Source organism: Stella humosa, from assembly GCF_006738645.1.
Taxonomy (GTDB): domain Bacteria; phylum Pseudomonadota; class Alphaproteobacteria; order ATCC43930; family Allostellaceae; genus Allostella; species Allostella humosa.
In genome coordinates this window covers 4173164-4195635 of the sequence record NZ_AP019700.1, presented here as the reverse complement: position 1 = coordinate 4195635, position 22472 = coordinate 4173164, and the positions used below count along the sequence as shown (strand labels likewise).

Genomic DNA, 22472 nt, shown 5'->3' with positions numbered 1-22472 from the left:
TTGTCGACCTGTTTCGGATCAGCTATCATCGCGATAGCACTGCAATTCGAGGCTCTTCGATGGGGCAGATTCTGGTCCGCAATCTCGACGATCTGGTGATCGAGCGGCTTAAGCATCGAGCAAGGCTCGCCAACCTGTCGCTGGAGCAACAGGTGAGGGAGATCCTGCAGGAGGCCGCCAGACCGAACCGGGAGCAGCTCCTGGCGGAGATGGACCGAATTCGCGCAACGACGCGTGGGCGCATCACCGTCGACAGTACGGACGTCATCCGGGAGGAGCGGGAACGACGGTAGGCGGCAATGCTCCTCATCGACGCGTCGATCGCCTGCAAGTGGTATCTGGACGAAGCCGATTCCGAGCAGGCCCGGGCCATCGTTGGTGGGGGCGATGATCTCGTCGCGCCGGACATCATTCTGCCGGAAGTGGCCAACGCCTTATGGCGCTGCAATCGCCGAGGCGAGATCACGGCAGAGAACGCAGCCGGAGCGCTGAAAGGCCTGGAAATGGTCTTTCATTCCTTGATTCCGACGGCTCCCATCACCGTTGCCGCATTTGAACTGGCGGCGAGCCTGCGTCATCCGGTCTATGACTGCGTCTATCTGATCGCTGCCAGGAATCTAGGTATTCCGATGGTGACAGCCGATTCTCGTCTGTGTGCGGTCGTCCGCGGCACTGCGTGGCAAGGGGTAGTGGCGCCGCTGGATGTAGCCAGTCGGCGATAAGGGGGATGCCCTATGAGGCCGCATTCCCCTCTTGCCGTTCCTTCCAGATGAACCACAGGTTGCGGGCATAGACGAGCAGGCCAAGACCCTGGCCGGCGATGAAGACCGGGTCCTCGCGGTGGATGGCATAGGCCAGCAGGGTGATGCCGCCGAAGACGCTGAAGTACCAGAAGGCGACCGGGATCACGCTCTTCTTCAGCTTCTCGCTCATGATCCACTGGACGAAGAAGCGAGCCGAGAAGAGTGCCTGGCCGGCGAAGCCGATGATCAGCCAGAAGGTCGGAATGTCGAAATCCATCGCGGGGCCTCACTCGCTCTCGGGAAGGATGTCGCCCGGATGGATGTCATCCGGAAGGATGTCTGGCCGCTTGCCCCGGCGCATCAGCCACATGACGCCGACCAGGTCGCCGAACGACACCAGCAGCCGGTCGAGGTTGCCGTAGTTGGACCGCCCCTGGGTGCGCGGCCGGTGGTTGACCGGCACCGACACCACCTTCTGCCCGCGCCGGATGAAGAGGGCCGGCAGGAAGCGGTGCATGTGGTCGAATCCCGGCAGGTCGAGGAACTCGTCGCGGCGGAAGAGCTTCAGCCCGCAACCGGTATCCGGCGTGTCGTCGCCCAGCAGCCGCGAGCGGATGCCGTTGGCGATCCGGGATGCCCAGCGCTTGGCGGCCGTGTCGCGCCGCTTGGTCCGCCGGCCGGCGACCAGGCCCAGGCCGGGCGGCGCATCGGGGCCGGTCGCCATCGCCCACAGGCCGGGAATGTCGGCCGGGTCGTTCTGGCCGTCGCCGTCGAGCGTGGCGATCCAGGGCGCCCGGGCCGCGCGCACCCCGGTGCGCACCGCCGCACTCTGGCCGCAACTGGCGCGGTGGCGCACGACGCGCAGTTCCGGCACCGTCGCCTGCAACGCGCGGATGCGCTGGACGGTATCGTCGCTGCTGCCATCGTCGACATAGACGATCTCGTAGGGAATGCGGCCGGCGAGGGCAGCACGGATTTCGGCCACCAGGGGCGCGATATTGTCGGCCTCGTTGCGGACCGGGATGACGACGGCGAGTTCGGGCAAGGGCGCGGCTGCTTCCGGAGGCGGGCTGGGGCCCGCGGGGGGCGGCGCTCCTGTAGCACGCCGACGCGAGCCGGCCAAATCACCGTCTCTTTACATATATGGCGCGTCACATGCCTGGCGTGGGCCGGCTCAGAAGTCGGTGCAGCGGCCGTTATAGTGCCAATCGCCGTGGCGCGTCGGTTCCGGCCCCTTGGGCCCGCCGATCTCCTTGGGCATTTCGGTGGCCGGCGTGGCGGGGGATGCCGGCGGCGCGGGCCGGGCGGACTCGGGCTGCGGCCCGGATTCCTTGGTGACGGTCATAGCGACGAAGATACGCCTCGGCGGCAGGATGCCAAGGGGGCGCAAGAGCACACCGGGCGTAGGGACTTGAAGCCGCCCGGCCATCGGGCCATTTCCAGCGTCGGAGGTGAATAACGCAAGAATGAGCAACTATCTGCGCACGGGTGTCCTGGTCGCCGTCCTGACGGCGCTGTTCGCCGGCATCGGGTTCCTGATCGGCGGCCCGCAGGGCATGGTCATCGCGTTCCTGATCGCAGCCGCGATGAACGTCTTCGCCTACTGGAACTCCGACAAGGTCGTGCTGCGCATGTATGGCGCGACCGAGGTCGACCGCCAGTCGGCGCCGGGGCTCTACAACATTGTCGAGCAGTTGGCCCAGCGCGCCGAGATCCCGATGCCGCGCGTCTACATCATGGAGAACGACCAGCCGAACGCGTTCGCGACCGGGCGCAACCCGCAGAATGCCGCGGTGGCCGCGACCACCGGCCTGCTCGACCGGCTGTCGACCGAGGAGATCGCCGGTGTCATGGCGCACGAGATCGCCCATGTGAAGAACCGGGACACCCTGACGATGACCATCACCGCGACCATCGCGGGCGCCATCGGCATGCTGGCCAACATGGCGATGTTCAGCGGCGCCACCGGCGGCAACGGCGAGAATCGCGGCGGCGTCGGCATGATTGGCGGCATCCTGCTGATGATCCTGGCGCCGATGGCGGCGGCCCTGGTACAGATGGCAATCTCGCGCTCCCGCGAGTACGAGGCCGATCGCATCGGGGCCGAGATCGCGGGCCAGCCGATGTGGCTGGCCTCGGCCCTGGAGAACATCCACCGTGCGGCCGATGCGATCCCCAATGAAGATGCCGAACGCAACCCGGCCACCGCCCATATGTTCATTTACAATCCCCTGCATGGCCGGGGCGCCGACAGCCTGTTCTCGACCCACCCCGCGGTCGAGAATCGCGTCGCGCGGCTGGAGGAGCTGGCCCAGCGCATGGGCATCGGCCGCCGGCCGGCAGCGGCCGCCCCGCCCCGCCGCCGTCCCTGGGGATGAGCCAGGCCCGCGGTGCCGGAACCCCGGCACCGCGGCGCCCCGAAGGATCCCGTTCCAGACATGTTGAAGGTCTCCCGTGAACCGGCCGCCGGCCTGCCGGCGCGTCGCGCCGCGGCGGCGGTGCTCTTTGCCGTGCTGGAACAGCAGCGGCCGCTCGACGACGCCCTGTCGGATGCCGATCCCAGCGGCGTGACGGGCCGCGACCGCGCCTTCGTCCGAATGCTGGTGGCGACCGTGCTGCGCCGGCTCGGCGAGATCGACGCGGTGCTGGCGGGCTATCTGACGGTGCCGCTGGAAGGCGCACACCCGCGCGCGCGGACGGCGCTGCGCCTGGGCGTGGGCCAACTCGTCCATCTCGGCACGCCGGCCCATGCGGCGGTCTCGGCCACCGTCGAGACGGTGAGCGGGCATGGCACCGACCGCTTGAAGGGTCTCGTCAACGCCGTCCTGCGCCGCGTCGCCGCCGGCGGCCATGCCCCGCGCGAGGGCACGGCCGCGGCGCGCAAGAACACGCCGCAATGGCTGTGGACGAGCTGGGAGCGTGCCTACGGTGCCGAGGCGGCGGCTGCGATCGCGTTGGCGCATCTGGACGACCCGCCGCTCGACCTGACGGTGAAGTCCGATCCCGAAGGCTGGGCACAGAAGATCGGCGGATTGGTAGGCCCGACCGGCTCCGTCCGGGTGGTCGATGCCGGCGCGGTTGCGGCCCTGCCTGGCTATGCCGAAGGGGAATGGTGGGTGCAGGACGCGGCCGCCACCCTGCCGGTCCGCCTGCTGGGCGATATCGCCGGCCGGTCGGTCATCGACCTGTGTGCTGCCCCTGGCGGCAAGAGCGCCCAGCTTGCGGTGGCCGGTGCCCATGTCACGGCGGTCGACCTGTCGCCGCGGCGCTGCCGACTGCTGGCCGAGAATCTCGGCCGGCTGGGTCTGCCGGCCGAGATCGTGACGGCGGATGCCACCGCTTGGCGCCCGGCCGCGTTGGCCGACGCGATCCTGGTCGATGCACCCTGCTCGGCCACCGGCACGATCCGCCGCCACCCCGACATCCTGCACCTGCGCCATCGCGACGAGCTGGAGCGCCTGACGGCCGTGCAGGACGCGCTGCTGGCGGCATCGGTCGAGATGGTGCGGCCGGGCGGGCACATCGTCTTCGTCACCTGCTCGCTGCAGCCGGAGGAGGGGGCGGCCCGCATCGCAGCCCTGCTGGCCGGCGGCGCGCCGGTCGCGATCGACCCGATCGCGCCGGACGAACTGCCCGGCCTGCCCGAGGCGGTGACGGCCGACGGCATGTTGCGTACGCTGCCGTCCTATTGGCGCGAGACGGGTGGCATGGACGGATTCTTCGCCGCCCGCTTGCGGCGACTCCCGGTCAATTGATAGGTAGCGACATGCGGCAGAAGGTGCGCATCGCACCGTCGATCCTCTCGGCGGATTTCGCGCGTCTTGGCGACGAGGTGCGGGCGATGGACGCCGCCGGCGCCGACCTCATCCATATCGACGTGATGGACGGCCACTACGTCCCCAACCTGACCATCGGTCCGGGGGTGGTCCGGGCGCTGCGGCCGCTGACCCGGCTGCCGTTCGACGTGCACCTGATGTGCAGCCCGGTGGATGGCCTGCTGCCCGCCTTTGCCGAGGCCGGCGCCGACATCCTGACGGTCCATCCCGATGCCGGGCCGCATACCCACCGCACCGTGCAGCTCATCAAGTCGCTCGGCCGCAAGGCCGGCATCGCGCTCAACCCCGCGACGCCCGTGGCCGCGCTGGACCATCTCTGGGACGATATCGACTTGGTCCTGGTGATGTCGGTCAATCCGGGCTTCGGCGGCCAGGCCTTCATCGCCAGCCAGCTCGACAAGATCCGCGCCTTGCGCGCCCGCATCGATGCCGGCGAACGCCCGATCGACCTGGAGGTCGATGGCGGCGTCAATGTCGAGACGGCCCAGGCCTGCGTTGCCGCCGGGGCGGACATGCTGGTGGCGGGCACGGCATCCTTCACCGGCGGGCCGGATGCCTATGCCAGCAACATCGCGCGGCTGAAGGGCCGGCCCTAGCCATGGCGGCCGTGGGGGCGGCTCCCGGCGCGGCAGGTGGCGGCGGCGCGTCGCACTGGGGGCGGCGGGTGGCCCGCGCGGTCGCGTCCACCCTGTTCGACAGCCCCACCTATCGCTGGACGCTGGTCGGCTCCAAGCCGCGCTCGGTGGCGCGCCTGCCGATCGACCCCTGGGCGGGCGATCCCATCCAGGGCGGCCACATCATGCAGGGCGAGCTGCGCGTGGCGGGCGACCGCGTGCGGGTGGACGGCATGTGGCGGATGGCCGTCCTGCCCAACTCCACCCTGGCCGCCATGCACGGGTTCCGCTGGATGCGCGACCTGCGCGCGATCGGCACCCCGGCGGCCGCCGCCAAGGCACGCCAACTGGTCGACGAATGGCTGGCGATCCCGCCCTTGTGGCAGCCGATCGCCTGGCGCAGCGACGTGCTGGGCGATCGCCTGTTCGCGCTGCTGGCCCATGCCGACTGGTTCGCGGGCAGCTCCGACCCGGCCTTCGACCGCCGCCTGCTCGACGGCATCGCCGCCGGCTGCCGCCACCTGGCGCGGGTGGCGAGCTGGGAGCTGGACGGCGAGGGCTGCATTGCCGCCGCCAAGGGCATGGTCGCGGTCGGCACCTCGATGGTCGGGGCCGAGGGGCAGATTCGCCGGGCGCTGCGCATCCTCGACCGCGAATTGCCGCGCCAGATCGCGGCCGATGGCGGCCACCTGTCGCGCAATCCCGCGGCCCAGGGCCGGGTGCTGGCCCATCTGGTGGAAATCCGCGGCGCGCTCGCTGGCGCCCGCCACCCGATTCCCGACAGCCTGACCCAGGCCATCGACCGCTCGGCGCCGCTCCTGCGCTTCTTCCGCCACAGCGACGGCGGCCTCGCCCTCTTCAACGGCAGCCGCGAGGGCGAGCCGAAATGGCTCGACACGCTGCTGCTGCATGCCGACGCCAAGGGGCGCCCGCCGCTGAGCGCGCCCCATACCGGCTTCCAGCGCATGGTGGCCGAGAAGACGCTGGTGCTGGTCGATACCGGCCTGCCGCCGCCGCGCGGCTACGACCGCGGCGCTCATGCGGGTGCGCTGTCCTTCGAGATGTCGATCGGCAAGGAGCGTCTGATCGTCAATTGCGGCGCCCACCCGACGGGTGCCGGCGATTGGGACCTGGCCCAGCGCGCGACGGCCGCCCATTCCACGCTGTCGATCGACGACCGCAACAGTGCGGAGATCATTGCCGGCCGCGGCATCGGCCGCCGGCCACGCCATGTCACCTGCGACCGGCGGGAGGCGGATGGGGCCAGCCTGCTGGAACTCAGCCATGACGGCTATCTCCATTCCCACCGCGTGGTCCATCACCGCGTGCTCTACCTGGCCGCCACCGGCGACGACCTGCGCGGGGAGGATCGGCTGGAGGGGGAGGCCGGCCGCGCCTTCGCCATCCGCTTCCACCTGCATCCGTCGATCCAGGTCTCCGTCACGCAGGGCGGATCGGCCGCCTTCCTGCGCAGCCCGAGCGGGCTTGCCTGGCGGCTCCGTGTCGCCGGCGCCGCGGTCAGCCTGGCCGACAGCGTCTATCTGGGCGGCCGGGGCGATCCGCGGCGCACGCGGCAGATCCTGTTGAGCGGGGAAACCGGTCCGGAGGGCGCCAAGGTGAAATGGGCCCTCCAGCGCGAGGATCGTCGCGGCTGACGCCCCCATCGAGAGCGCTGGCGTGGTGATCCCGGCCGTCCCGCCCTACCTGGTCGCGCTGGCAGCACTGGTGGGCCTGCTTGCCTGGTTGGCGACGGGCCGCGTCACCCGTTGGCTGGGGCAGCGCGCCATCCTCGACCAGCCGAACGACCGCTCTTCCCACCAGGTGCCGACGCCGCGCGGCGGTGGCCTCGGCCTGCTGCCGCCGGTGCTGGGCGGCTGGTGCCTGCTGGCCTTCCTGCTGGATGGGCCGGCGATGGCGTGGGCCATGGCGACGGGTGCCTTGCTGCTGATGGCGGTGTCGTGGCGCGACGATCGCGGCGGGCTGCCGGTCCGCCTGCGGCTGCTGGTCCAACTGGTGGCGGTCGTGCCGGTGGTGTCCCTGCTCCCCGCGCCGATCGCGCAAGGCTGGCTGCCGGGCTGGCTCGACATGGCGCTGGCCGCCGTCGCCTGGGTCTGGTTCGTCAATCTCTACAACTTCATGGATGGCATCGACGGCATCAGCGGGGTCGAGACGATGGCGCTCGGCTGCGGCCTGGCCCTGGTGGCGCTGGCGACGGGGCCGGCCGATGCGGCGGGGTACGGGCTGGTGCTGGCGGCGGGGGCGGCCGGGTTCCTGGCGTGGAACTGGCACCCGGCCCGCGTCTTCCTGGGCGATGTCGGCAGCGTGCCGCTGGGCTACCTGGCGGGCGGGCTGCTGCTGGCGCTGGCGGCGTCCGGGCAGTGGGCCGCCGCCCTCATCCTGCCGCTCTACTACCTGGCTGACGCCACCCTGACGCTGCTGCGGCGGGCGCTGCGGGCGGAGAAGGTCTGGCAGGCCCATCGCCAGCATTTCTATCAGCGGGCGACCCAGGCCGGCCTGTCCCATGCCGCGGTCGCGCTGCGCGTCGGCGCGTGCGACGTGCTGCTGGTCGCCTGCGCCCTGTGGTCGCTGGCGGCACCCTGGCCGGCCCTTGCTGTCGCTTCGGCGATCGTGGCGGCCCTGCTGGTCGAACTGGGGCGGCGGCGATGAAGGTGCTGGTAACCGGCGCCGCGGGCTTCGTCGGCCGCGCCGTGGTGGCCCGCCTGATGGGTGCGGGGCATTCGGTGATGGCGGCCGTCCGCAATGCAGACGATGCGCCGGCCGGCACTATCGCGTGCCCGATCGGCGATCTTGCCGGCCCGGTCGACTGGCGGCCGGCGCTGGCGGGGGTCGATGCGGTGGCCCACCTGGCGGCGCGGGTCCATGTCATGCGCGAGGGCGCGGCCGACCCGGACGCCGCCTTTGCCGCGGTCAATGTCGCGGCCACCCGGGGGCTGGCGGAGGCGGCGGTCGCCGCCGGTGTCCGCCGCTTCGTCTTCCTCAGCTCCGTCAAGGTCATGGGCGAGCGGACCACGGTCGGCCGGCCCTTCCGCGACGACGACCGGCCGGCACCGGAAGATGCCTATGGCCGCTCCAAGCTGGCGGCCGAGGACCTGCTGCTGGCGATGCCGGGGCTGGAGCCGCTGATCCTGCGCCCGCCCCTGGTCTATGGGCCGGGGGTGCGGGCCAACCTGCGGGCGCTGGCCCGGCTGGCGCGCAGCGGCCTGCCGCTGCCATTCGGGCGGCTGGCGAACCGCCGCAGCCTGGTGGGCGTCTCCAACCTGGCGCAGGCGATCGAACTGGGCCTGACCCATCCGGGCGCGGTCGGGCGTCGCCTGCTGGTGGCCGACTGGCACCCGACCACGGCGGAGCTGGCGGCCGCCCTGGCACGGGCGGCCCACCGTCCCATGCGGCTGCTGCCGGTGCCGGTTTCCCTGTTGCGGGGGGCGGGGCTGCTGCTCGGCCGAGGCGCTGTCGCCCGCCTGACCCAGCCGCTGGAAGTGGCGCCGGACGGGCTGGCGGGGCTGGGCTGGCGCCCCGCCGTTCCCCCCGCGGACGAACTGGCGGCCCTGATGGCCGCGCTCGCCCGTGAATAGCGCTCCCCCGTGAATAGCGTTCACTGGGCGTGCTAGGATCGGCCGCGAACATGATGACCAGGCCCAATTATCGCGCGCTGATCGCCTATGCCCACGATATCGGCATGGCGGCGCTGTCCTTTCCCGTCGCGCTCTACCTGCGCCTGGGGGCCGACGGGTTCGCCCAGTATCCGGCGGATTACCTGCTGGGCCACGCCGCCACGCTGGCCGCCGTCTGCGGCGTCGTGTCCTGGATGACCGGGCTCTATCGCGGCATCTGGCGCTATGCCTCGCTCGACGACATGCTGGCGATCGGTCGCGCCGTCAGCATCACCATCGTCGTCTTCACGGTCCTGGTGTTCATCGCCACCCGGCTGGAGATGCTGCCGCGCTCCAGCTTGGTCATCAACTGGTTCGTGCTGGCGGCGATGCTGGCCGGCCCGCGCGCGCTCTACCGCGTGCTGAAGGACGGGCGGCTCGACACCGTGCTGCGCCGCGAGGGGGCGGGCGAGGCGATGCGGCGCATCCCGGTCGTGCTGGTGGGGGCGGGCGACCCGGCCGAGACCTTCATCCGCGAGATGGACAGCCGGCGCGACGCGCCCTTCCAGGTCATCGGCATCCTGGCCGATCGGTCGGGCCGCGTCGGGCGGGAGATCCGCAAGGTCGACGTGCTGGGCACGATCGACGAGTTCGCCACGGTCCTGAAAGGGCTGACGCTGGCCGGCCGGCGGCCGCAGCGCCTGATCGTGACCAAGGAGGACATCGACCCCGCGCGCCTCAGCCGGCTGGTGGAGGAGGCCACGGCCGAAGGGCTGACGCTGGCCCGCCTGCCGCGCCTGACCGACCTGCGCGACGGCGTGGACGACCCCGTGGCCGTGCGCCCGGTCGCGATCGAGGACCTGCTGGGCCGGCCGCAGGCGGTGCTGGAGCGCGACCGCATGCGGGCGCTGGTGGCCGGCCGGCGGGTGCTGGTCACGGGCGCGGGTGGCACCATCGGCGGCGAACTGGTGCGCCAGATCGCGGCCTTCGGCCCGACCCACCTGGCGCTGCTCGATGCCAGCGAATTCAATCTCTACACCATCGACATGGAGATGGCCGAGCGCCACCCCGACCTGCCGCGCACCGCCATCCTGGCCGACGTGCGCGACCGCCTGCGGGTCGACGCCGCCTTCCAGGCGGCCGCGCCGGAGCTGGTCTTCCACGCGGGTGCCTTGAAGCATGTGCCGATGGTGGAGCTGAACCCCCTGGAAGGGGTGATGACCAATGCGGCGGGCACCCGCAACGTGGCCGACGCCTGCCGGGCGACCGGCGTGCTGGCGATGGTGCTGATCTCCACCGACAAGGCGGTCAACCCGGTCAATGTGATGGGCGCCACCAAGCGGTTGGCCGAAAGCTACTGCCAGTCCCTCGACCTGGTGGAGCGGCGGCGCGAGCGCGGCACCCGCTTCGTCACCGTGCGCTTCGGCAACGTGCTGGGCTCCACCGGGTCTGTGGTGCCGCTGTTCCAGCGCCAATTGGCGGCCGGCGGCCCCCTGACCGTCACCCATCCGGAGATGACCCGCTATTTCATGACCGTGCGCGAGGCGGTCGAGCTGGTCCTGCAGGCCTCCGTCCTGGGGGTCGAGGGCGACGAGCCGGCTGGCGAGATCTTCGTCCTCGACATGGGCGAGCCCGTCCGCATCCTCGACCTCGCCCGGCAGATGATCCGCCTGGCCGGCCGGCGCCCCGACACGGACGTCCAGATCGCCTTCGTCGGCCTGCGCCCGGGCGAGAAGATGACCGAGGAGCTGTTCCACGATTCCGAGGCACTGATGTCGACCGCCCACCCGGCGATCCGCCGTGCCGCTCCGCGCACCGTCGACGCCGCCTTCCTCGCCCGCGGCCTGGACGAAATCGTCGAGACCGCCCGCGCCGGCCGCCCCGACGCCACCCTGGCGATGCTGCAACGGCTGGTCCCGGACTATCGCCCGCAGGTTCCCGAACAGGCGGCCGCGGGGGAGTAGGCATTGGCGGCGATATAGAGCTCGACTGTTCCTGGAGGTGCAGTGATGGACGTCGCAACGATAACGCGGAGTTTCACGATCTCCGATGAGCATGACAGGCTGATCGACGAACTGATTGCCGACGGCCGCTACAAAAATCCGCGCGATGTGATCGCTGCTGCTCTGAACCTGATTGAGGAGCAAGAGATCCGGCGGGCCGCATTGCATGCGGCGATCGATGTGGGAGTGAAGGAAATCGAGCGCGGCGAAGGCATATCTTTCGATGACATCAAGGATCTCGAAGCATACCTGATCCAGATTACCGATCCGATTTTGAACAGGGGCAAACCGGGCTGAACCGGCGTTGCCTGATGGCCGCGCCACCGCGGCGAATCGACGCCCGGCTTGCCGTGCCGATGGGCGCTGGCTAGGTTCCGGGCGAATTCCCCCTCATAGCCGGTTTGCCGCCATGGCCGATGCCACGCCCGTTTCGATCGCGCGCGCGATCATTTCCGTTTCCGACAAGACCGGCCTGGTGGAACTGGGCCGCGCCCTGGCTGCACACGGGGTGGAGATCCTGTCGACCGGCGGCTCGGCCAAGGCGCTGGCCGCGGCCGGGATCGCGGTGACCGAGGTATCCGCCCATACCGGCTTCCCGGAGATCATGGACGGCCGGGTGAAGACCCTGCACCCGACCGTGCATGGCGGCATCCTGGCCAGGCGCGACGAGGCCGAGCACCTGGCGGCCATGGAGCGCCACGCCATCCGGCCGATCGACCTCGTCATCGTCAACCTCTACCCCTTCCGCGAGACGGTGGCGCGCGGGGCGGCGTGGGACGAGTGCGTCGAGAACATCGACATCGGCGGCCCGGCGATGATCCGGGCGGCCGCCAAGAACCATGACTTCGTGGCCGTGGTGACCGCGCCCGCGCAGTATCCGGCGCTGTTGGAGGAACTGTCCGCCCATGGCGGCGGCACCACGCTGCCCCTGCGGCGGCGCCTGGCGGCCGAGGCCTATGCCCACACCGCCGCCTACGACGCCGCCGTCGCCGGCTGGATGGCGGCCCAGGCGGGCGAGACCTTCCCGGCCACCTTCGTGGCCGCGGCCGAGCGCCGCCAGGTGCTGCGCTATGGCGAGAACCCGCACCAGCAGGCGGCCTTCTACACGACCGGCGAGCAGCGGGCCGGGGTGGCGACCGCCCGGCAGGTGCAGGGCAAGGAACTGAGCTTCAACAACTTCAACGACACCGACGCCGCCTTCGAACTGGCGGCGGAGTTCGTCCAGCCCGCCGTCGTCATCGTCAAGCATGCCAACCCCTGCGGCGTCGCCACCGGGGCGACGATCCTGGATGCCTGGGGCCGGGCACTGGCCTGCGATCCCGTCAGCGCCTTCGGCGGCATCGTCGCCATCAACCGGCCGCTGGACAAGGCACTGGTCGATGCCTTCGGCAAGCTGTTCCTGGAGGTGATCATCGCACCCGATGCCACCGAAGAAGCCATGGCTGCCCTGGCGCGCAAGGCCAACCTGCGGCTGCTGCTGACAGGCGGCATGCCCGATCCGGCGGCGGCGGCGATGAACCTGCGCTCGGTCGCCGGAGGCTATCTGCTGCAGACGCGCGACGCGCGCGCCATCGACCCCGCCGCCCTCCAGGTGGTGACGAAGCGGCAGCCGACGCCGCAGGAGATGGCCGACCTCGTCTTCGCCTTCACCATCGCCAAGCATGTGAAGTCGAACGCCATCGTCTATGCCCGCGACGGCGCCACGGTCGGCATCGGTGCAGGCCAGATGAGCCGTGTCGACAGCGCCCGCATGGCCGCCTGGAAGGCCGAGGAGGCCGGCCGCATCGCCGGCCTGACGGAAAGCCCGGCCAAGGGCGCGGTCGCGGCCTCCGACGCCTTCTTCCCCTTCGCCGACGGCCTGCTGGCGACGGCGGCGGCCGGCGCGACCGCGGTCATCCAGCCGGGCGGCTCGATGCGCGACGCCGAGGTAATCGCGGCTGCTGACGAAGCGGGACTGGCGATGGTCCTGACGGGCCACCGCCACTTCCGTCACTGAGGGGGAGAAGGGCCCCTACCCTTCGAGGTGGGCCTCCAGGAACCACAGGTCCTTGTCCGCCGCGCGCGAGATGCCGGTGAAGATGTCGGCCGTGTCGGCATCGCCGGCATCGGTCGCCGTGTCGATCGCCGCCCGGGCGCCCTTGCCATAGACCGCAATCGCGTCGGCCAGGCGGGCCACATGCTGGCCGCCGCCGATGGCGACCGGGTAGGTGGCCAGCTTCGTGCGGCCTGCGACGGCCTGCAACGTGCCCTCGGCGATGCCGCCCAGGGCGGTCACGCGTTCCGCCAGGTCGTCGACCTGGGCGTCCACCCGGGTGGCGATGGCGTCGAACAGTTCGTGGATGGCGATGAAGTTCGCGCCCTTGACGTTCCAGTGGGCCTGCTTGGCCTGGAGCTTCAGGTCGATCGCGTCGGCCAGGCGCGCGTTCAGGAGTTCGATCATCTTCTCCCGCACGTCGGGCGCCAGGTCGATCCGGGTGTTCCGCACGATTGCTCTCCTTGGAATAATTCTAAACTGAAGGAGATGTGGGGTTTCGCGCCTCTCCCGTCCAGCCCTGGCGACGGCCGTCGACGCCCAGCAGCAGGAAAAATCCGATCGCGAAGAAGACGATGATGGTGGCCATGCCGGCGCGTTGGCTGTCGAAGGCGAGCGTCGCCCAGGCCAGGAGCGCCGGGCCCATGAAGGACGTGATCTTGCCCGACAGGGCGAACAGCCCGAACATCTCGCTTTCCCGCTCGGGCGGGGCCAGGTGGGCCATCAGCGAGCGGCTGGCGGCCTGGGCCGGGCCGACGAAGATGCCGATGCCCAGGCCGAAGATCCAGAACCACAGCTTGCTCTCGATCAGCAGCACGGCCGTGCCGAACACGGCCAGCCCGGCGATCGCCATCAGGATGGTGGGCTTCGGGCCGATGCGGTCGTCGACCCAGGCGAAGGCGGCCGCCCCCAGGCCGGCCGTCACGTTCAGCGCGATGCCGAACATGATGACCTCGTCGAAGCCCATGCCGAAGGTGCCGGCGGCATAGATGCCGCCGAAGGCGAAGAGGGTGTTCAGCGCATCGGTGTAGAAGAGGCGCGAGACAAGGAAGCGGGCGATGTTCCGCTCCGCCCCCAGGTGGCGCAGCGTATGGGCGATGCGGGCAAGGCCGGCCCGGGCGGCTGCCATCGGCGCGATGCCGGTCGCCGGCCGGTCGGGCGTCAGGACGAAGAAGGGCAGGGCAAAGACGGCGAACCAGATCGCCGTCAGCGGGGCCACCGCCCGCACATGCTCCGACGTCGCCTTGTCCAGCCCGAAGAGCGGCGTCGGCGTCATCACCAAGCCGAACAGCGCCACCACCAGGCACAGCAGGCCGCCCAGATAGCCGATGCCCCAGGCCCAGCCCGACCAGCGGCCGAGCCGGCCGGGGGGCACGATGTCGGGCAGCATCGCATTGTAGAAGACGGTCGCCACTTCGAAGGCGATCGAGGCCACCACTGCCAGCACGAGGCCGAGCAGCATGTAGCCGGGGTCGGGGCGCACGAACCACATGGCGCCGCCGGCCAGGATGCAGATCAGCGAAAACAGCAGGATCCACGGCTTGCGCCGGCCGGTGCGGTCGGCGACGGCCCCCAGCACCGGCCCCAGTATGGCGGTGGCGAGGCCGGCCAGGGCCATGGCGTGGCCCCAGGCGGCCGTGCCGGTTTCCACGTCGGCCGCCACGCCGCGCACGAAATAGGCCGAGAAGACGAAGGTGATGATGACGGTGGGGAAAGCCGAGTTCGCGAAGTCGTAGAGGCACCAGGCGACCAGCCCGGCCCGGCCGGAGGAGGCGGTGTGCGGCGTCGGGGCCGTGGTCATGAATGGTCCTCCTGCCCGGCACCCGGCAACTGGCGGCGGGCGGCCGCGACCAGCATCGGGTCGAGGCCGGCATCGCCGGCGAACTCGATCACCCAGCCCTCGTCGCCCAACAGGCAGTCCAGCACCCCGCCCAGGAAGGCCGGGTCGGCTGCCCGCGCGCGCAGGGCGTCCAGGTCGGTCCCGGTCAGCCCCAGGAAACGCATGAGGCGATCGTCGTCGCCCGCGATCCAGGCCAGTCCGCGCAGCGCCAGCGCCTCGGCAGCCGCGCGGTCGATCGCCCCCCGCTCGCCTTGGCGGGTGCGGGTCGTCTTCGGGATGAGCAAGGCTTGCTGCCTCCGGTCCGGGCGGAAGGAAGGCCGCAGCCTATAGCATGGCGACCCGGCCTTGGAACGCCGGCCGCGGGCTAAAGGCGCGGGTTGGCCGCGACCTCGCAGGCGACCGCGACCACGGCGGCGAACAGCAGCATGACGGCCAGGGTAAACAGCATGGTGGACAGGCGATGCATGGTCGGTCTTTCGCGTCGAGGTTGGCCCTGCGTCGCACGAACCGTGCGCCCGGTTCATCGGGCGCCCGCATCCAGTGCGTGACCTTCGCGGGCGGCCGGGCTACCGTCCTGCCGCCATGACCGAAATCCGCACCGTCCTCGTCGCCGGCCTCGGCACGATGGGACGCGGCATCGCCGCCGCCTTCGCGCGCGGCGGCCATTCCACCGCCATCCTGACCCGCAGCCCCGAGAAGGCGACGGGGGTGCCGCCGTCCGTCGCCATCCTGGGCGACCTGCCGGCGACGCCGCCCGACCTGATCGTCGAGACGATCGTCGAGGAGATGGCTCCCAAGATCGCCTTCAATGCGCGCGTCGAGGCCGCCTATGGCGGGCGCCCGATCCTGGTCACCAACACGTCCGGGCTGCCGGTGCAGGAACTGGCCGACAAGCTGGCCCATCCCGGGCGCTACGCTGCCCTGCACTACTTCCAGCCGGCCGACGTCATCCCGCTGGTGGAACTGGCCGCCATCCGCCAGACCGACCCCGCCGTGATTGAGGCCGTCGCCGCCGCAGTCGGCCGCTGCGGCCAGCGTGCCCTGCCGCTGGGCCAGGCCCTGCCGGGGCTGCTGATCAATCGCCTGCAGCACGCCATCCTGCACGAGGCCTATCACTTGATCGCGCTCGGCGTCTGCACGGCGGCCGAGGTCGACATCGCCGCCAAGGAGATGCTGGGCCCGCGCATGTGCGTGACCGGGCTGATCGAGCAGAAGGACCTGTCGGGGCTCGACACGCACGCGCTGGCCCAGGCGGCCATCGTGCCGCATCTCACCCATTCGGCGGTGCCGAGCCCGGTGGTGCAGGACAAGTTCCGCGCCGGCGACCTCGGCGTGAAGACGGGCAAGGGCTTCTATGACTGGCGTGGCCGCGACGTCCCCGCCCACCAGGCCCGGACGCGGGCCAAGCTGAACCGCATCCTGGCGGTCCTGGCCGAGGACTGATCGGCCTGCCTTTACGCGGCCTGCTTTACGCGCCCTCCTTTACGCCAGAGGGGGGCAGCGTCCATATTCGGGCCATGGCCATCCTCAAGATCGCTCGCATGGGCCATCCGGTGCTGCGCCGGGTGGCCGACCCCGTAGCCGACCCGACCGCGCCGGAGATCCGCCGCCTCGTCGCCGACATGATCGACACGCTGGAGGACATCGGCGGGGCCGGCTTGGCCGCGCCCCAGGTGCATGTGCCCCTGCGGGTCGTCATCTTCCGGGTGCGGGCAGACCGCCTGACCGGCGACGCCGAGGATGTGGCGCTGCCGATGCAGGCGCTGGTCAACCCGGTGATCGAACCGCTCGGCGACGAGACGATGCTGCGCTGGGAGGGCTGCCTGTCGGTCCCCGGCCTGCGCGGCGCCGTGCCGCGCTGGCGCCGCCTGCGCTACACCGGCACCGACCTGGACGGCCGGCCCGTCGATCGCACGGTGTCGGGCTATCATGCCGGGCTGGTGCAGCATGAATTCGACCATCTCGACGGCATTCTCTATCCCGCGCGGATGACCGATTTCTCGCTGTTCGGCTTCAACGAGGAAATGGCGAAGTATCCCCCGGACATGGAGACCCGGCCATGACGGCGCCCGCGAACCTGGCCGACCGGCGCGAGGCGCTGGTGCTGGCGGCAGCCGCCAACGCCGCCTTCGACGGCTGGACGCCGACCGCGATCCGTGCCGGCGCGCGCGAGATCGGCCTGGAGCCGGGCGAGGCCCTGGCCCTGCTGCCGGGAGGCGACGGCGAGTTGCTGCGCGCCTTCAGCGAATGGGCCGACCGGCAGATGCTGGTCCACCTGGCCGACCTGCCGCTCGACGCGATGAAGATCCGCGACCGCATTGCGGCCGCCGTGCGCGCCCGCATCGAGGTGCTGGCGCCCTATCGCGAGGCAGTGCGGCGCGGATCGGCCGTGCTGGCCCTGCCGCACATGGCCCCGCTCGGCGCCCGCTTGGTGTGGCGCACGGTCGACGCCATCTGGTACGCGGTGGGCGACACCTCCACCGACGCCAGCTGGTACACGCGCCGCGGCCTGCTGGCGGCGGTCTATTCGTCCACGCTCGTCTACTGGATGAATGATCGCTCGCCCGGCCATGGCGACAGCTGGGCCTTCCTCGACCGGCGCATCGGCGACGTCATGCGCATCCCGCAGATCCGCCGCATCGCCGAGACGATGCTGAAGCGCCTGCCCGACCCGCGCCGCTTCCTGCGCGCGGGCGTGCCCGGCCGCCGGGGACGCTTTCTCGGCCGCTGACGGGTTCCGGGCCGCTGAAGGGCGGCTAGAGCATGAATCTGGGGGCCTGAATCGGATGGGGATTCCCTGGGCGGTAGGTTTCTGATTCAAGATGCTGGCTGGTTAGGAGGCCAGCATCGATGGGTCGGGCCTACTCATTGGACTTGCGGTCTCGCGTGGTAGCTCTGATTGAGTCCGGCGTGAGCCGGCATAAGGCGGCGGCGCATTTCGCGGTAAGCGTGGCGACGGCGATCCGTTGGGCGCAACGCAAGCGGGATACGGGGGGCGTTGCGCCGAAGGCGACAGGCGGGCGCCGGGCGCTGTCACTGTCGCCGCATCGCGCCTGGATACTGGGTCGGATCGATGAGAAGTCGGACCTGACGGTGCGCGGACTGGTGTCCGAGCTCCGCGAGCGCGGGGTGGCGGCGAGCTACGGAGCGGTGCAGCGCTTCGTGCGCTCCGAGGGGCTGCGCTTCAAAAAAAAGCCTGCATGCAAGCGAGCAGGAACGGCCTGACGTTGCCTACCGTCGGCGGCGCTGGCGATTGCACCAGAAGCGGATAGACCCGTCTCGCCTGGTGTTCATCGACGAGACCTGGGCGAAGACCAACATGACGCGTACCCATGGTTATGCGCCGGTCGGCCAGCGTCTGATCGGCCGGGTGCCGCATGGGCACTGGAAGACCATGACCTTCCTGGCAGCCCTGCGTGCCGACCGGATCGACGCGCCGTGCGTCTTCGACGGACCGATCAACGGCGAACGCTTCCTAGCCTATGTGGAGCAGGCGCTCGTCCCGACGCTGCGACCGGGCGACGTGGTCGTGATGGACAATCTCGGCAGTCACAAAGGGCAGGGCGTTCGGCGCGCGCTTCGGCGCGCCGGCGCGAAGCTCTTCTTCCTGCCGCCCTACAGCCCCGATCTCAACCCGATCGAACAGGTCTTCGCCAAGCTCAAGACCCTCCTGCGGAAGGCAGAGGAGCGCTCGCCCACCTCCACTTGGCAGCGGATCGGCAAGCTCCTCGACCTCTTCCCCCCAGACGAATGCAGCCGATATCTACGAAATGCCGGATATGCCGCTACCTGAATGGATCATGCTCTAGGCGCCGGTCCGTGGGCGCAGGTAGTTGACGTGGCCCATCTTGCGGCCCGGCCGCGCCTCGGCCTTGCCGTAAAGGTGCAGCTTCGCGGTGGGGTCGGCCAGGAAGCCGGGCCAGCCCGCGACCTCGTCGCCGATCAGGTTCTTCATGACCGCGTCCGAATGCCGCTCGGTCGAGCCCAGCGGCAGGCCGCAGACGGCGCGCACATGCTGCTCGAACTGGCTGGTGCGGCAGGCATCCATCGTCCAGTGGCCGGAATTGTGCGGCCGCGGCGCCAGTTCGTTGACCAGGATGCGATCGTCGCCGGTCACGAACATCTCCACCGCCAGCAGGCCGACCAGGTCGAGCCCGCGGGCGATGTCGCATGCGATCGCCACCGCCTCCTCGGCCAGCGCCGCGGGGATGTCGGCGGGGGCGATCGTGGTGTCCAGGATGTGGTGGACGTGGCGGTTCTCGACCGGAACGAAATGGGCGGTCTCGCCGGTCGGCGTGCGGGCGACGACGACCGAGGCCTCCATGCGGAAATCGACGAACCCTTCCAGCACGCCCAGCGCCCCGCCCAGGGCGCGCAGCGCCACCGCCGAATCGTCGCCGCGGCGAATCACCGTCTGGCCCTTGCCGTCATAGCCAAGCCGTACCGTCTTCAGCACCGCCGGCCGGCCCAGTTCGGCCAGGGCCATCTCCAGGTCGGTCAGGTTGGCAACCTCGCGGAAGGGCGCGGTCGGCACGCCGATGCCGTTCAGGAAGCGCTTCTCGGCCAGCCGGTCCTGGGCGATCGACAGCACGCGGGGCGAGGGATGGATCGGGCGCAGGTTGGCGAGGTGGGCGGCCGTCGCCGCCGGCACGTTCTCGAACTCGAAGGTAACGACGTCGACCGCGGCCGCGAAGCGGGTCAGCGCGTCCAGGTCGTCATAGGGTGCCACGGTGGCCGCTGCCGCCACCTGCGCCGTGGGCGAATCCTGGTCCGGCACGAAGACGTGGGCGCGGTATCCGAGTGCTGCCGCCGCCATCGCCAGCATCCGGCCGAGCTGGCCGCCGCCCAGGATGCCGATGGTGGCGCCGGGGGCGATCGGCGCCGGGGCCGTCGTCATGCGCCGGATCCGGTCGAGGTGGCGGGTTGGGCAGGCGTGGGGGTCTCGGGCACTGCGGCCGTCTGCCGCATGCGCCAGCCATCCAGCGCCAGCGCGATGGCGGGGTCGGACAGGGCCAGCACGGCGGCGGCCAGGAGGGCGGCGTTGATGGCGCCGGCCCGGCCGATCGCCAGCGTGCCGACCGGGATGCCGGCCGGCATCTGGACGATCGACAGCAGGCTGTCCATGCCCTTCAGCGCGTGGCTTTCCACCGGCACGCCGAAGACGGGCAGGGGGGTCATGGCAGCCGTCATGCCGGGCAGGTGGGCGGCACCGCCGGCGCCGGCCACGATGACCTTCAGGCCGCGGTCGCGGGCGGTCTTGGCATAGTGGTGCAGGCGCTCGGGCGTGCGATGGGCGGACACCACGCGCGTCTCATGGGGAACCGACAGCGCTTCCAGCGTTTCCGAGACATGGCGCATCGTCTCCCAGTCGGAGGTGCTGCCCATGATGATGCCGACGACGGGGCTTGCGCGTTCCATGTTACCCGATCCGCGAAAAGCGGCGGATTATAGGGACCTGCGGTCGCGTGGCAAGCGATGCGGTCCGGCGGCGAGCGCCGCCGGCCGGATCAGACGATGATGTCATCAGGCGATGATGTCGGGCAGCAGCAGGCTTTCGAGCTGTGCCATCTGGTCCTTCAGCATCAGCTTGCGCTTCTTCAGTCGTTGCAGGCGCAACTGATCGACCGGAGGATGCTCCCCCAGCCGTTCGATGACGTCGTCGAGGTCGCGATGCTCGCTCTTCACCGCCTCCAGCTTCTGCCGGATAAGCTCCAGGTCCAGATCCATCGCCACCGTCGTGATCGTGCATGACACACTGCCACCCATACTAGCGGAGAACAGCGATGACCGCGAAGCGCATCGGAATCCTGACCAGCGGCGGCGACTGCGCCGGCCTCAACGCGGTGATCCGTGCGGTGGTGCTGGCGGCATCGGGCCGCGGCTGGACCGTGGTCGGCATCCGCGAGGGCACCCGCGGCCTGATGGCGCGGCCGCCGATGGCCGAGATGCTGGGGGTCGAGGCCACCGATTCCGCCATGCTGCGGATGGGGGGCACCATCCTCGGCACCACCAACCAGGGCGACCCTTTCGACTATCCGATGCCCGACGGCAGCAAGCGCGACCGCTCCGAGGAGGTGATCGAGGGCTTCCGCATGCTGGAACTGGATGCCCTGATCGGCGTCGGCGGCGACGGCAGCATGGCCATCCTGCGGCGGCTGGCCCAGCAGGGCGGCATTCCCCTGATCGGCGTGCCCAAGACGATCGACAACGATATCGGCCTGACCGAGACCGCGATCGGCTACCAGACGGCGGTCGCCGTCGCCACCGAGGCGCTGGACCGGCTGCAGCCCACGGCCGCCAGCCACAACCGGGTGATGATCCTGGAGGTGATGGGGCGCGATGCCGGCCATATCGCGTTGGCGACCGGCATCGCCGGGGGGGCGGATGTCATCCTGATTCCGGAGATCGCCTATGATTTCGCCGCCATTGCCGCCCATCTGGGGCGCGTCCACAGCGTCGGCCGGAACTTCGCGCTGGTCGTGGTGGCCGAGGCGGTGCTCGACGATGACGGGCGCCCGGTGCGCCAGGGCCGCGGCTCCTATGGCGGCATCGGCCATTATGTCGCCGAGCGGCTGAGCCGCGATACGGGCGCCGAAACGCGGGTCACCGTGCTGGGCCATGTGCAGCGCGGCGGCGCGCCGACGGCGGGCGACCGGCTCCTGGCATCGGCGCTGGGCGTCTATGCCGTGCAACTGATCGCCGAGGGGCGCTTCGACCGCATGGTCGCCTGGCTCAACCGACAGGTCGGCGACGTGCCGATCCAGCACGCGATCGAGCACTATCAGGCCGTCGACCCCGATGGCGCCCTCGTCGCCACGGCGCGCGGGCTGGGCATCTGCCTGGGTGACGTGCCGGGCCTGGGCGACCTGCCGGGGCTGGCCGAATGAGCGGGCCGGGGCGACAGGAGGGGCTATCTGGACGGGAAGGGCCATCGGGACGAGAAGGGCTGTGGGCCTTCTCGCTCCGGGTCTATGCCGCGCCGGGCGTCGCCGACTGGTGCCTGGGCTTGCAGGAGGACCTTGGCGCGGACGTGAACCTGCTGCTGTGGTGCGCCTGGGCCGGGGGGCATGGCATCCGCCTGGCGGAAGGCGATATAGCCGCCGGGGAGGCGGCGGTGGCGCCCTGGCGCCAGGGCGTGGTGGCGCCGCTGCGGCAGATCCGGCGGTTGCTGAAGGCCGACCTGGGCGCGATTTCGGCCGAGATGGCGACCGCGCTGCGCACCCGCGTCAAGGCGGTCGAGCTGGAGGCCGAACGGGTCGAGCAGGCGGCGCTCGAGGTGGTTGCCCTGCCGCCCGGCGCGGTCGGTGGCACGGCCGCGGCGTCGGCCGTCGCCGCCAATGTCGCGCTCTATCTGGGTGGCCTGGGTGCCGCCGAGACCGCCGCCGACACGCTGGTAGCAGCCGTCATGAAGCAGCGGTGATGGGCTTGGCGTGGGATCGGTGCCAGGTATTTCAAGGGCTTATGGTGGGTCAATATGGTGCTTTTGTCGGTCTTGGCGGGGTTCAAGTTCCGGCGTAAGCTCCTAAATGTTGATCTGTGATTAACCAAGCCGGAGGTGACGATGGCAACCCTTGATCGGATCGAAGCGCTTCGCCGTCAGCATTCCACGCTCGACACAAAGCTCGGTGACGAAGAGCACCGACCACTGCCCGATGAGACCATCGTGGCCGAGCTGAAACGCCAGAAGCTGCGGATCAAGGACGAGATCAATCAACTCAGTCGCCACGTCTGAGCTGTAGCCGGCTCCAGAACAAGGCCCGCGACGCACCCCGTCGCGGGCCTTTTTGATTCCG

Annotated in this window: 27 protein-coding genes; 18 read left to right on the top strand and 9 right to left on the bottom strand. The window is 70.5% G+C overall.

The window, feature by feature from the left end; genetic code table 11:
* The first annotated feature begins 59 nt into the window (after window positions 1-59).
* Window positions 60-293 (top strand): FitA-like ribbon-helix-helix domain-containing protein, encoded by a 234-nt coding sequence (locus STVA_RS19730; RefSeq protein WP_123695775.1) that lies wholly within the window; start codon window positions 60-62, stop codon window positions 291-293.
* Between the two features lie 6 nt (window positions 294-299).
* Window positions 300-722, top strand: a complete 423-nt coding sequence (locus tag STVA_RS19725; RefSeq protein WP_123695777.1) for a type II toxin-antitoxin system VapC family toxin — start codon at window positions 300-302, stop codon at window positions 720-722.
* A gap of 10 nt (window positions 723-732) precedes the next feature.
* Here STVA_RS19725 and STVA_RS19720 read toward each other — a convergent pair whose 3' ends face one another.
* From STVA_RS19720 to STVA_RS28595, 3 genes are all read right to left on the bottom strand, one after another.
* Window positions 733-1020, bottom strand: coding sequence for a lipid-A-disaccharide synthase N-terminal domain-containing protein (locus STVA_RS19720; RefSeq protein WP_123695779.1), 288 nt, complete (start codon window positions 1018-1020; stop codon window positions 733-735).
* A gap of 9 nt (window positions 1021-1029) precedes the next feature.
* Window positions 1030-1788, bottom strand: coding sequence for a glycosyltransferase family 2 protein (locus STVA_RS19715; protein ID WP_123695781.1), 759 nt, complete (start codon window positions 1786-1788; stop codon window positions 1030-1032).
* Window positions 1789-1917: 129 nt separating this feature from the next.
* Window positions 1918-2004 (bottom strand): DUF1674 domain-containing protein, encoded by an 87-nt coding sequence (locus STVA_RS28595; protein WP_420822836.1) that lies wholly within the window; start codon window positions 2002-2004, stop codon window positions 1918-1920.
* Between the two features lie 205 nt (window positions 2005-2209).
* On the opposite strand from STVA_RS28595, the gene htpX reads away from it, so the two are divergent.
* The 9 genes from htpX to purH all read left to right on the top strand — a co-directional run bounded on the left by htpX (window position 2210) and on the right by purH (window position 12803).
* Window positions 2210-3121: a zinc metalloprotease HtpX gene (htpX, locus tag STVA_RS19705; RefSeq protein ID WP_123695785.1), complete on the top strand. Its 912-nt coding sequence runs from the start codon at window positions 2210-2212 to the stop codon at window positions 3119-3121.
* 60 nt (window positions 3122-3181) lie between these two features.
* A complete protein-coding gene (locus tag STVA_RS19700) occupies window positions 3182-4498 on the top strand; it encodes an RsmB/NOP family class I SAM-dependent RNA methyltransferase (RefSeq protein ID WP_123695787.1) in 1317 nt (438 codons plus the stop codon).
* A gap of 11 nt (window positions 4499-4509) precedes the next feature.
* Window positions 4510-5175, top strand: coding sequence for a ribulose-phosphate 3-epimerase (gene rpe, locus STVA_RS19695; RefSeq protein WP_123695789.1), 666 nt, complete (start codon window positions 4510-4512; stop codon window positions 5173-5175).
* A gap of 2 nt (window positions 5176-5177) precedes the next feature.
* The gene (locus tag STVA_RS19690; protein ID WP_123695791.1) at window positions 5178-6848 is read left to right on the top strand and encodes a heparinase II/III family protein; all 1671 of its coding nucleotides are present in this window, start codon (window positions 5178-5180) and stop codon (window positions 6846-6848) included.
* Between the two features lie 25 nt (window positions 6849-6873).
* A complete protein-coding gene (locus tag STVA_RS19685) occupies window positions 6874-7860 on the top strand; it encodes an MraY family glycosyltransferase (RefSeq protein WP_245978612.1) in 987 nt (328 codons plus the stop codon).
* Window positions 7857-8786, top strand: a complete 930-nt coding sequence (locus tag STVA_RS19680; protein WP_123695793.1) for an NAD-dependent epimerase/dehydratase family protein — start codon at window positions 7857-7859, stop codon at window positions 8784-8786. Before STVA_RS19685 ends, STVA_RS19680 begins: the two co-directional genes overlap by 4 nt.
* Before the next feature lie 50 nt (window positions 8787-8836).
* On the top strand, window positions 8837-10768 hold the full coding sequence (locus STVA_RS19675) for a polysaccharide biosynthesis protein (RefSeq protein WP_245978614.1): 1932 nt from the start codon (window positions 8837-8839) through the stop codon (window positions 10766-10768).
* A gap of 45 nt (window positions 10769-10813) precedes the next feature.
* Window positions 10814-11104, top strand: coding sequence for a ribbon-helix-helix domain-containing protein (locus tag STVA_RS19670; protein ID WP_123695795.1), 291 nt, complete (start codon window positions 10814-10816; stop codon window positions 11102-11104).
* Between the two features lie 112 nt (window positions 11105-11216).
* A complete protein-coding gene (gene purH, locus STVA_RS19665; RefSeq protein WP_123695797.1) occupies window positions 11217-12803 on the top strand; it encodes a bifunctional phosphoribosylaminoimidazolecarboxamide formyltransferase/IMP cyclohydrolase in 1587 nt (528 codons plus the stop codon).
* A 15-nt stretch (window positions 12804-12818) separates the two neighbouring features.
* Here the strand turns inward: purH and dps are convergent, their stop codons facing one another.
* From dps to STVA_RS28200, 3 genes are read right to left on the bottom strand one after another with little or no spacing between them, the layout of a single operon-like run.
* The gene (gene dps / locus STVA_RS19660) at window positions 12819-13292 is read right to left on the bottom strand and encodes a DNA starvation/stationary phase protection protein Dps (protein WP_123695799.1); all 474 of its coding nucleotides are present in this window, start codon (window positions 13290-13292) and stop codon (window positions 12819-12821) included.
* A gap of 22 nt (window positions 13293-13314) precedes the next feature.
* Entirely contained in the window at window positions 13315-14640 is a 1326-nt protein-coding gene (locus STVA_RS19655) for an MFS transporter (RefSeq protein WP_123695801.1), read from the bottom strand.
* The gene (locus STVA_RS28200; protein WP_245978616.1) at window positions 14637-14963 is read right to left on the bottom strand and encodes a DUF3572 domain-containing protein; all 327 of its coding nucleotides are present in this window, start codon (window positions 14961-14963) and stop codon (window positions 14637-14639) included. Before STVA_RS28200 ends, STVA_RS19655 begins: the two co-directional genes overlap by 4 nt.
* Window positions 14964-15261: 298 nt before the next feature.
* Here STVA_RS28200 and STVA_RS19645 point away from each other — a divergent pair, with 298 nt between their 5' ends.
* From STVA_RS19645 to STVA_RS19630, 4 genes are all read left to right on the top strand, one after another.
* Complete coding sequence (locus STVA_RS19645; protein WP_123695805.1) at window positions 15262-16122, top strand: 3-hydroxyacyl-CoA dehydrogenase NAD-binding domain-containing protein; 861 nt, start codon at window positions 15262-15264, stop codon at window positions 16120-16122.
* Between the two features lie 74 nt (window positions 16123-16196).
* On the top strand, window positions 16197-16742 hold the full coding sequence (gene def / locus STVA_RS19640) for a peptide deformylase (protein ID WP_123695807.1): 546 nt from the start codon (window positions 16197-16199) through the stop codon (window positions 16740-16742).
* Window positions 16739-17410 (top strand): COQ9 family protein, encoded by a 672-nt coding sequence (locus STVA_RS19635; protein WP_123695809.1) that lies wholly within the window; start codon window positions 16739-16741, stop codon window positions 17408-17410. Before def ends, STVA_RS19635 begins: the two co-directional genes overlap by 4 nt.
* 119 nt (window positions 17411-17529) lie before the next feature.
* Window positions 17530-18472 (top strand): IS630 family transposase gene (locus tag STVA_RS19630; RefSeq protein WP_123687763.1). Its coding sequence is split into 2 segments (ribosomal slippage): window positions 17530-17865 and window positions 17867-18472, totalling 942 coding nucleotides; the frame shifts between segments, so codons are not numbered across the junction.
* Window positions 18473-18484: 12 nt separating this feature from the next.
* Here STVA_RS19630 and STVA_RS19625 read toward each other — a convergent pair.
* The 3 genes from STVA_RS19625 to STVA_RS19615 all read right to left on the bottom strand — a co-directional run bounded on the left by STVA_RS19625 (window position 18485) and on the right by STVA_RS19615 (window position 20406).
* Complete coding sequence (locus STVA_RS19625; protein ID WP_123687712.1) at window positions 18485-19576, bottom strand: 5-(carboxyamino)imidazole ribonucleotide synthase; 1092 nt, start codon at window positions 19574-19576, stop codon at window positions 18485-18487.
* Window positions 19573-20097, bottom strand: a complete 525-nt coding sequence (gene purE / locus STVA_RS19620; protein WP_123687713.1) for a 5-(carboxyamino)imidazole ribonucleotide mutase — start codon at window positions 20095-20097, stop codon at window positions 19573-19575. Before purE ends, STVA_RS19625 begins: the two co-directional genes overlap by 4 nt.
* Window positions 20098-20202: 105 nt before the next feature.
* Window positions 20203-20406, bottom strand: coding sequence for a YdcH family protein (locus tag STVA_RS19615; RefSeq protein WP_123687730.1), 204 nt, complete (start codon window positions 20404-20406; stop codon window positions 20203-20205).
* Window positions 20407-20462: 56 nt separating this feature from the next.
* Here STVA_RS19615 and STVA_RS19610 point away from each other — a divergent pair, with 56 nt between their 5' ends.
* The 3 genes from STVA_RS19610 to STVA_RS19600 all read left to right on the top strand — a co-directional run bounded on the left by STVA_RS19610 (window position 20463) and on the right by STVA_RS19600 (window position 22411).
* Window positions 20463-21566, top strand: coding sequence for an ATP-dependent 6-phosphofructokinase (locus STVA_RS19610; RefSeq protein WP_123687714.1), 1104 nt, complete (start codon window positions 20463-20465; stop codon window positions 21564-21566).
* Window positions 21563-22099, top strand: a complete 537-nt coding sequence (locus STVA_RS19605; protein WP_123687715.1) for a TIGR02444 family protein — start codon at window positions 21563-21565, stop codon at window positions 22097-22099. Before STVA_RS19610 ends, STVA_RS19605 begins: the two co-directional genes overlap by 4 nt.
* Window positions 22100-22240: 141 nt before the next feature.
* Window positions 22241-22411: a YdcH family protein gene (locus tag STVA_RS19600; protein ID WP_123687716.1), complete on the top strand. Its 171-nt coding sequence runs from the start codon at window positions 22241-22243 to the stop codon at window positions 22409-22411.
* Window positions 22412-22472: the final 61 nt, after the last annotated feature.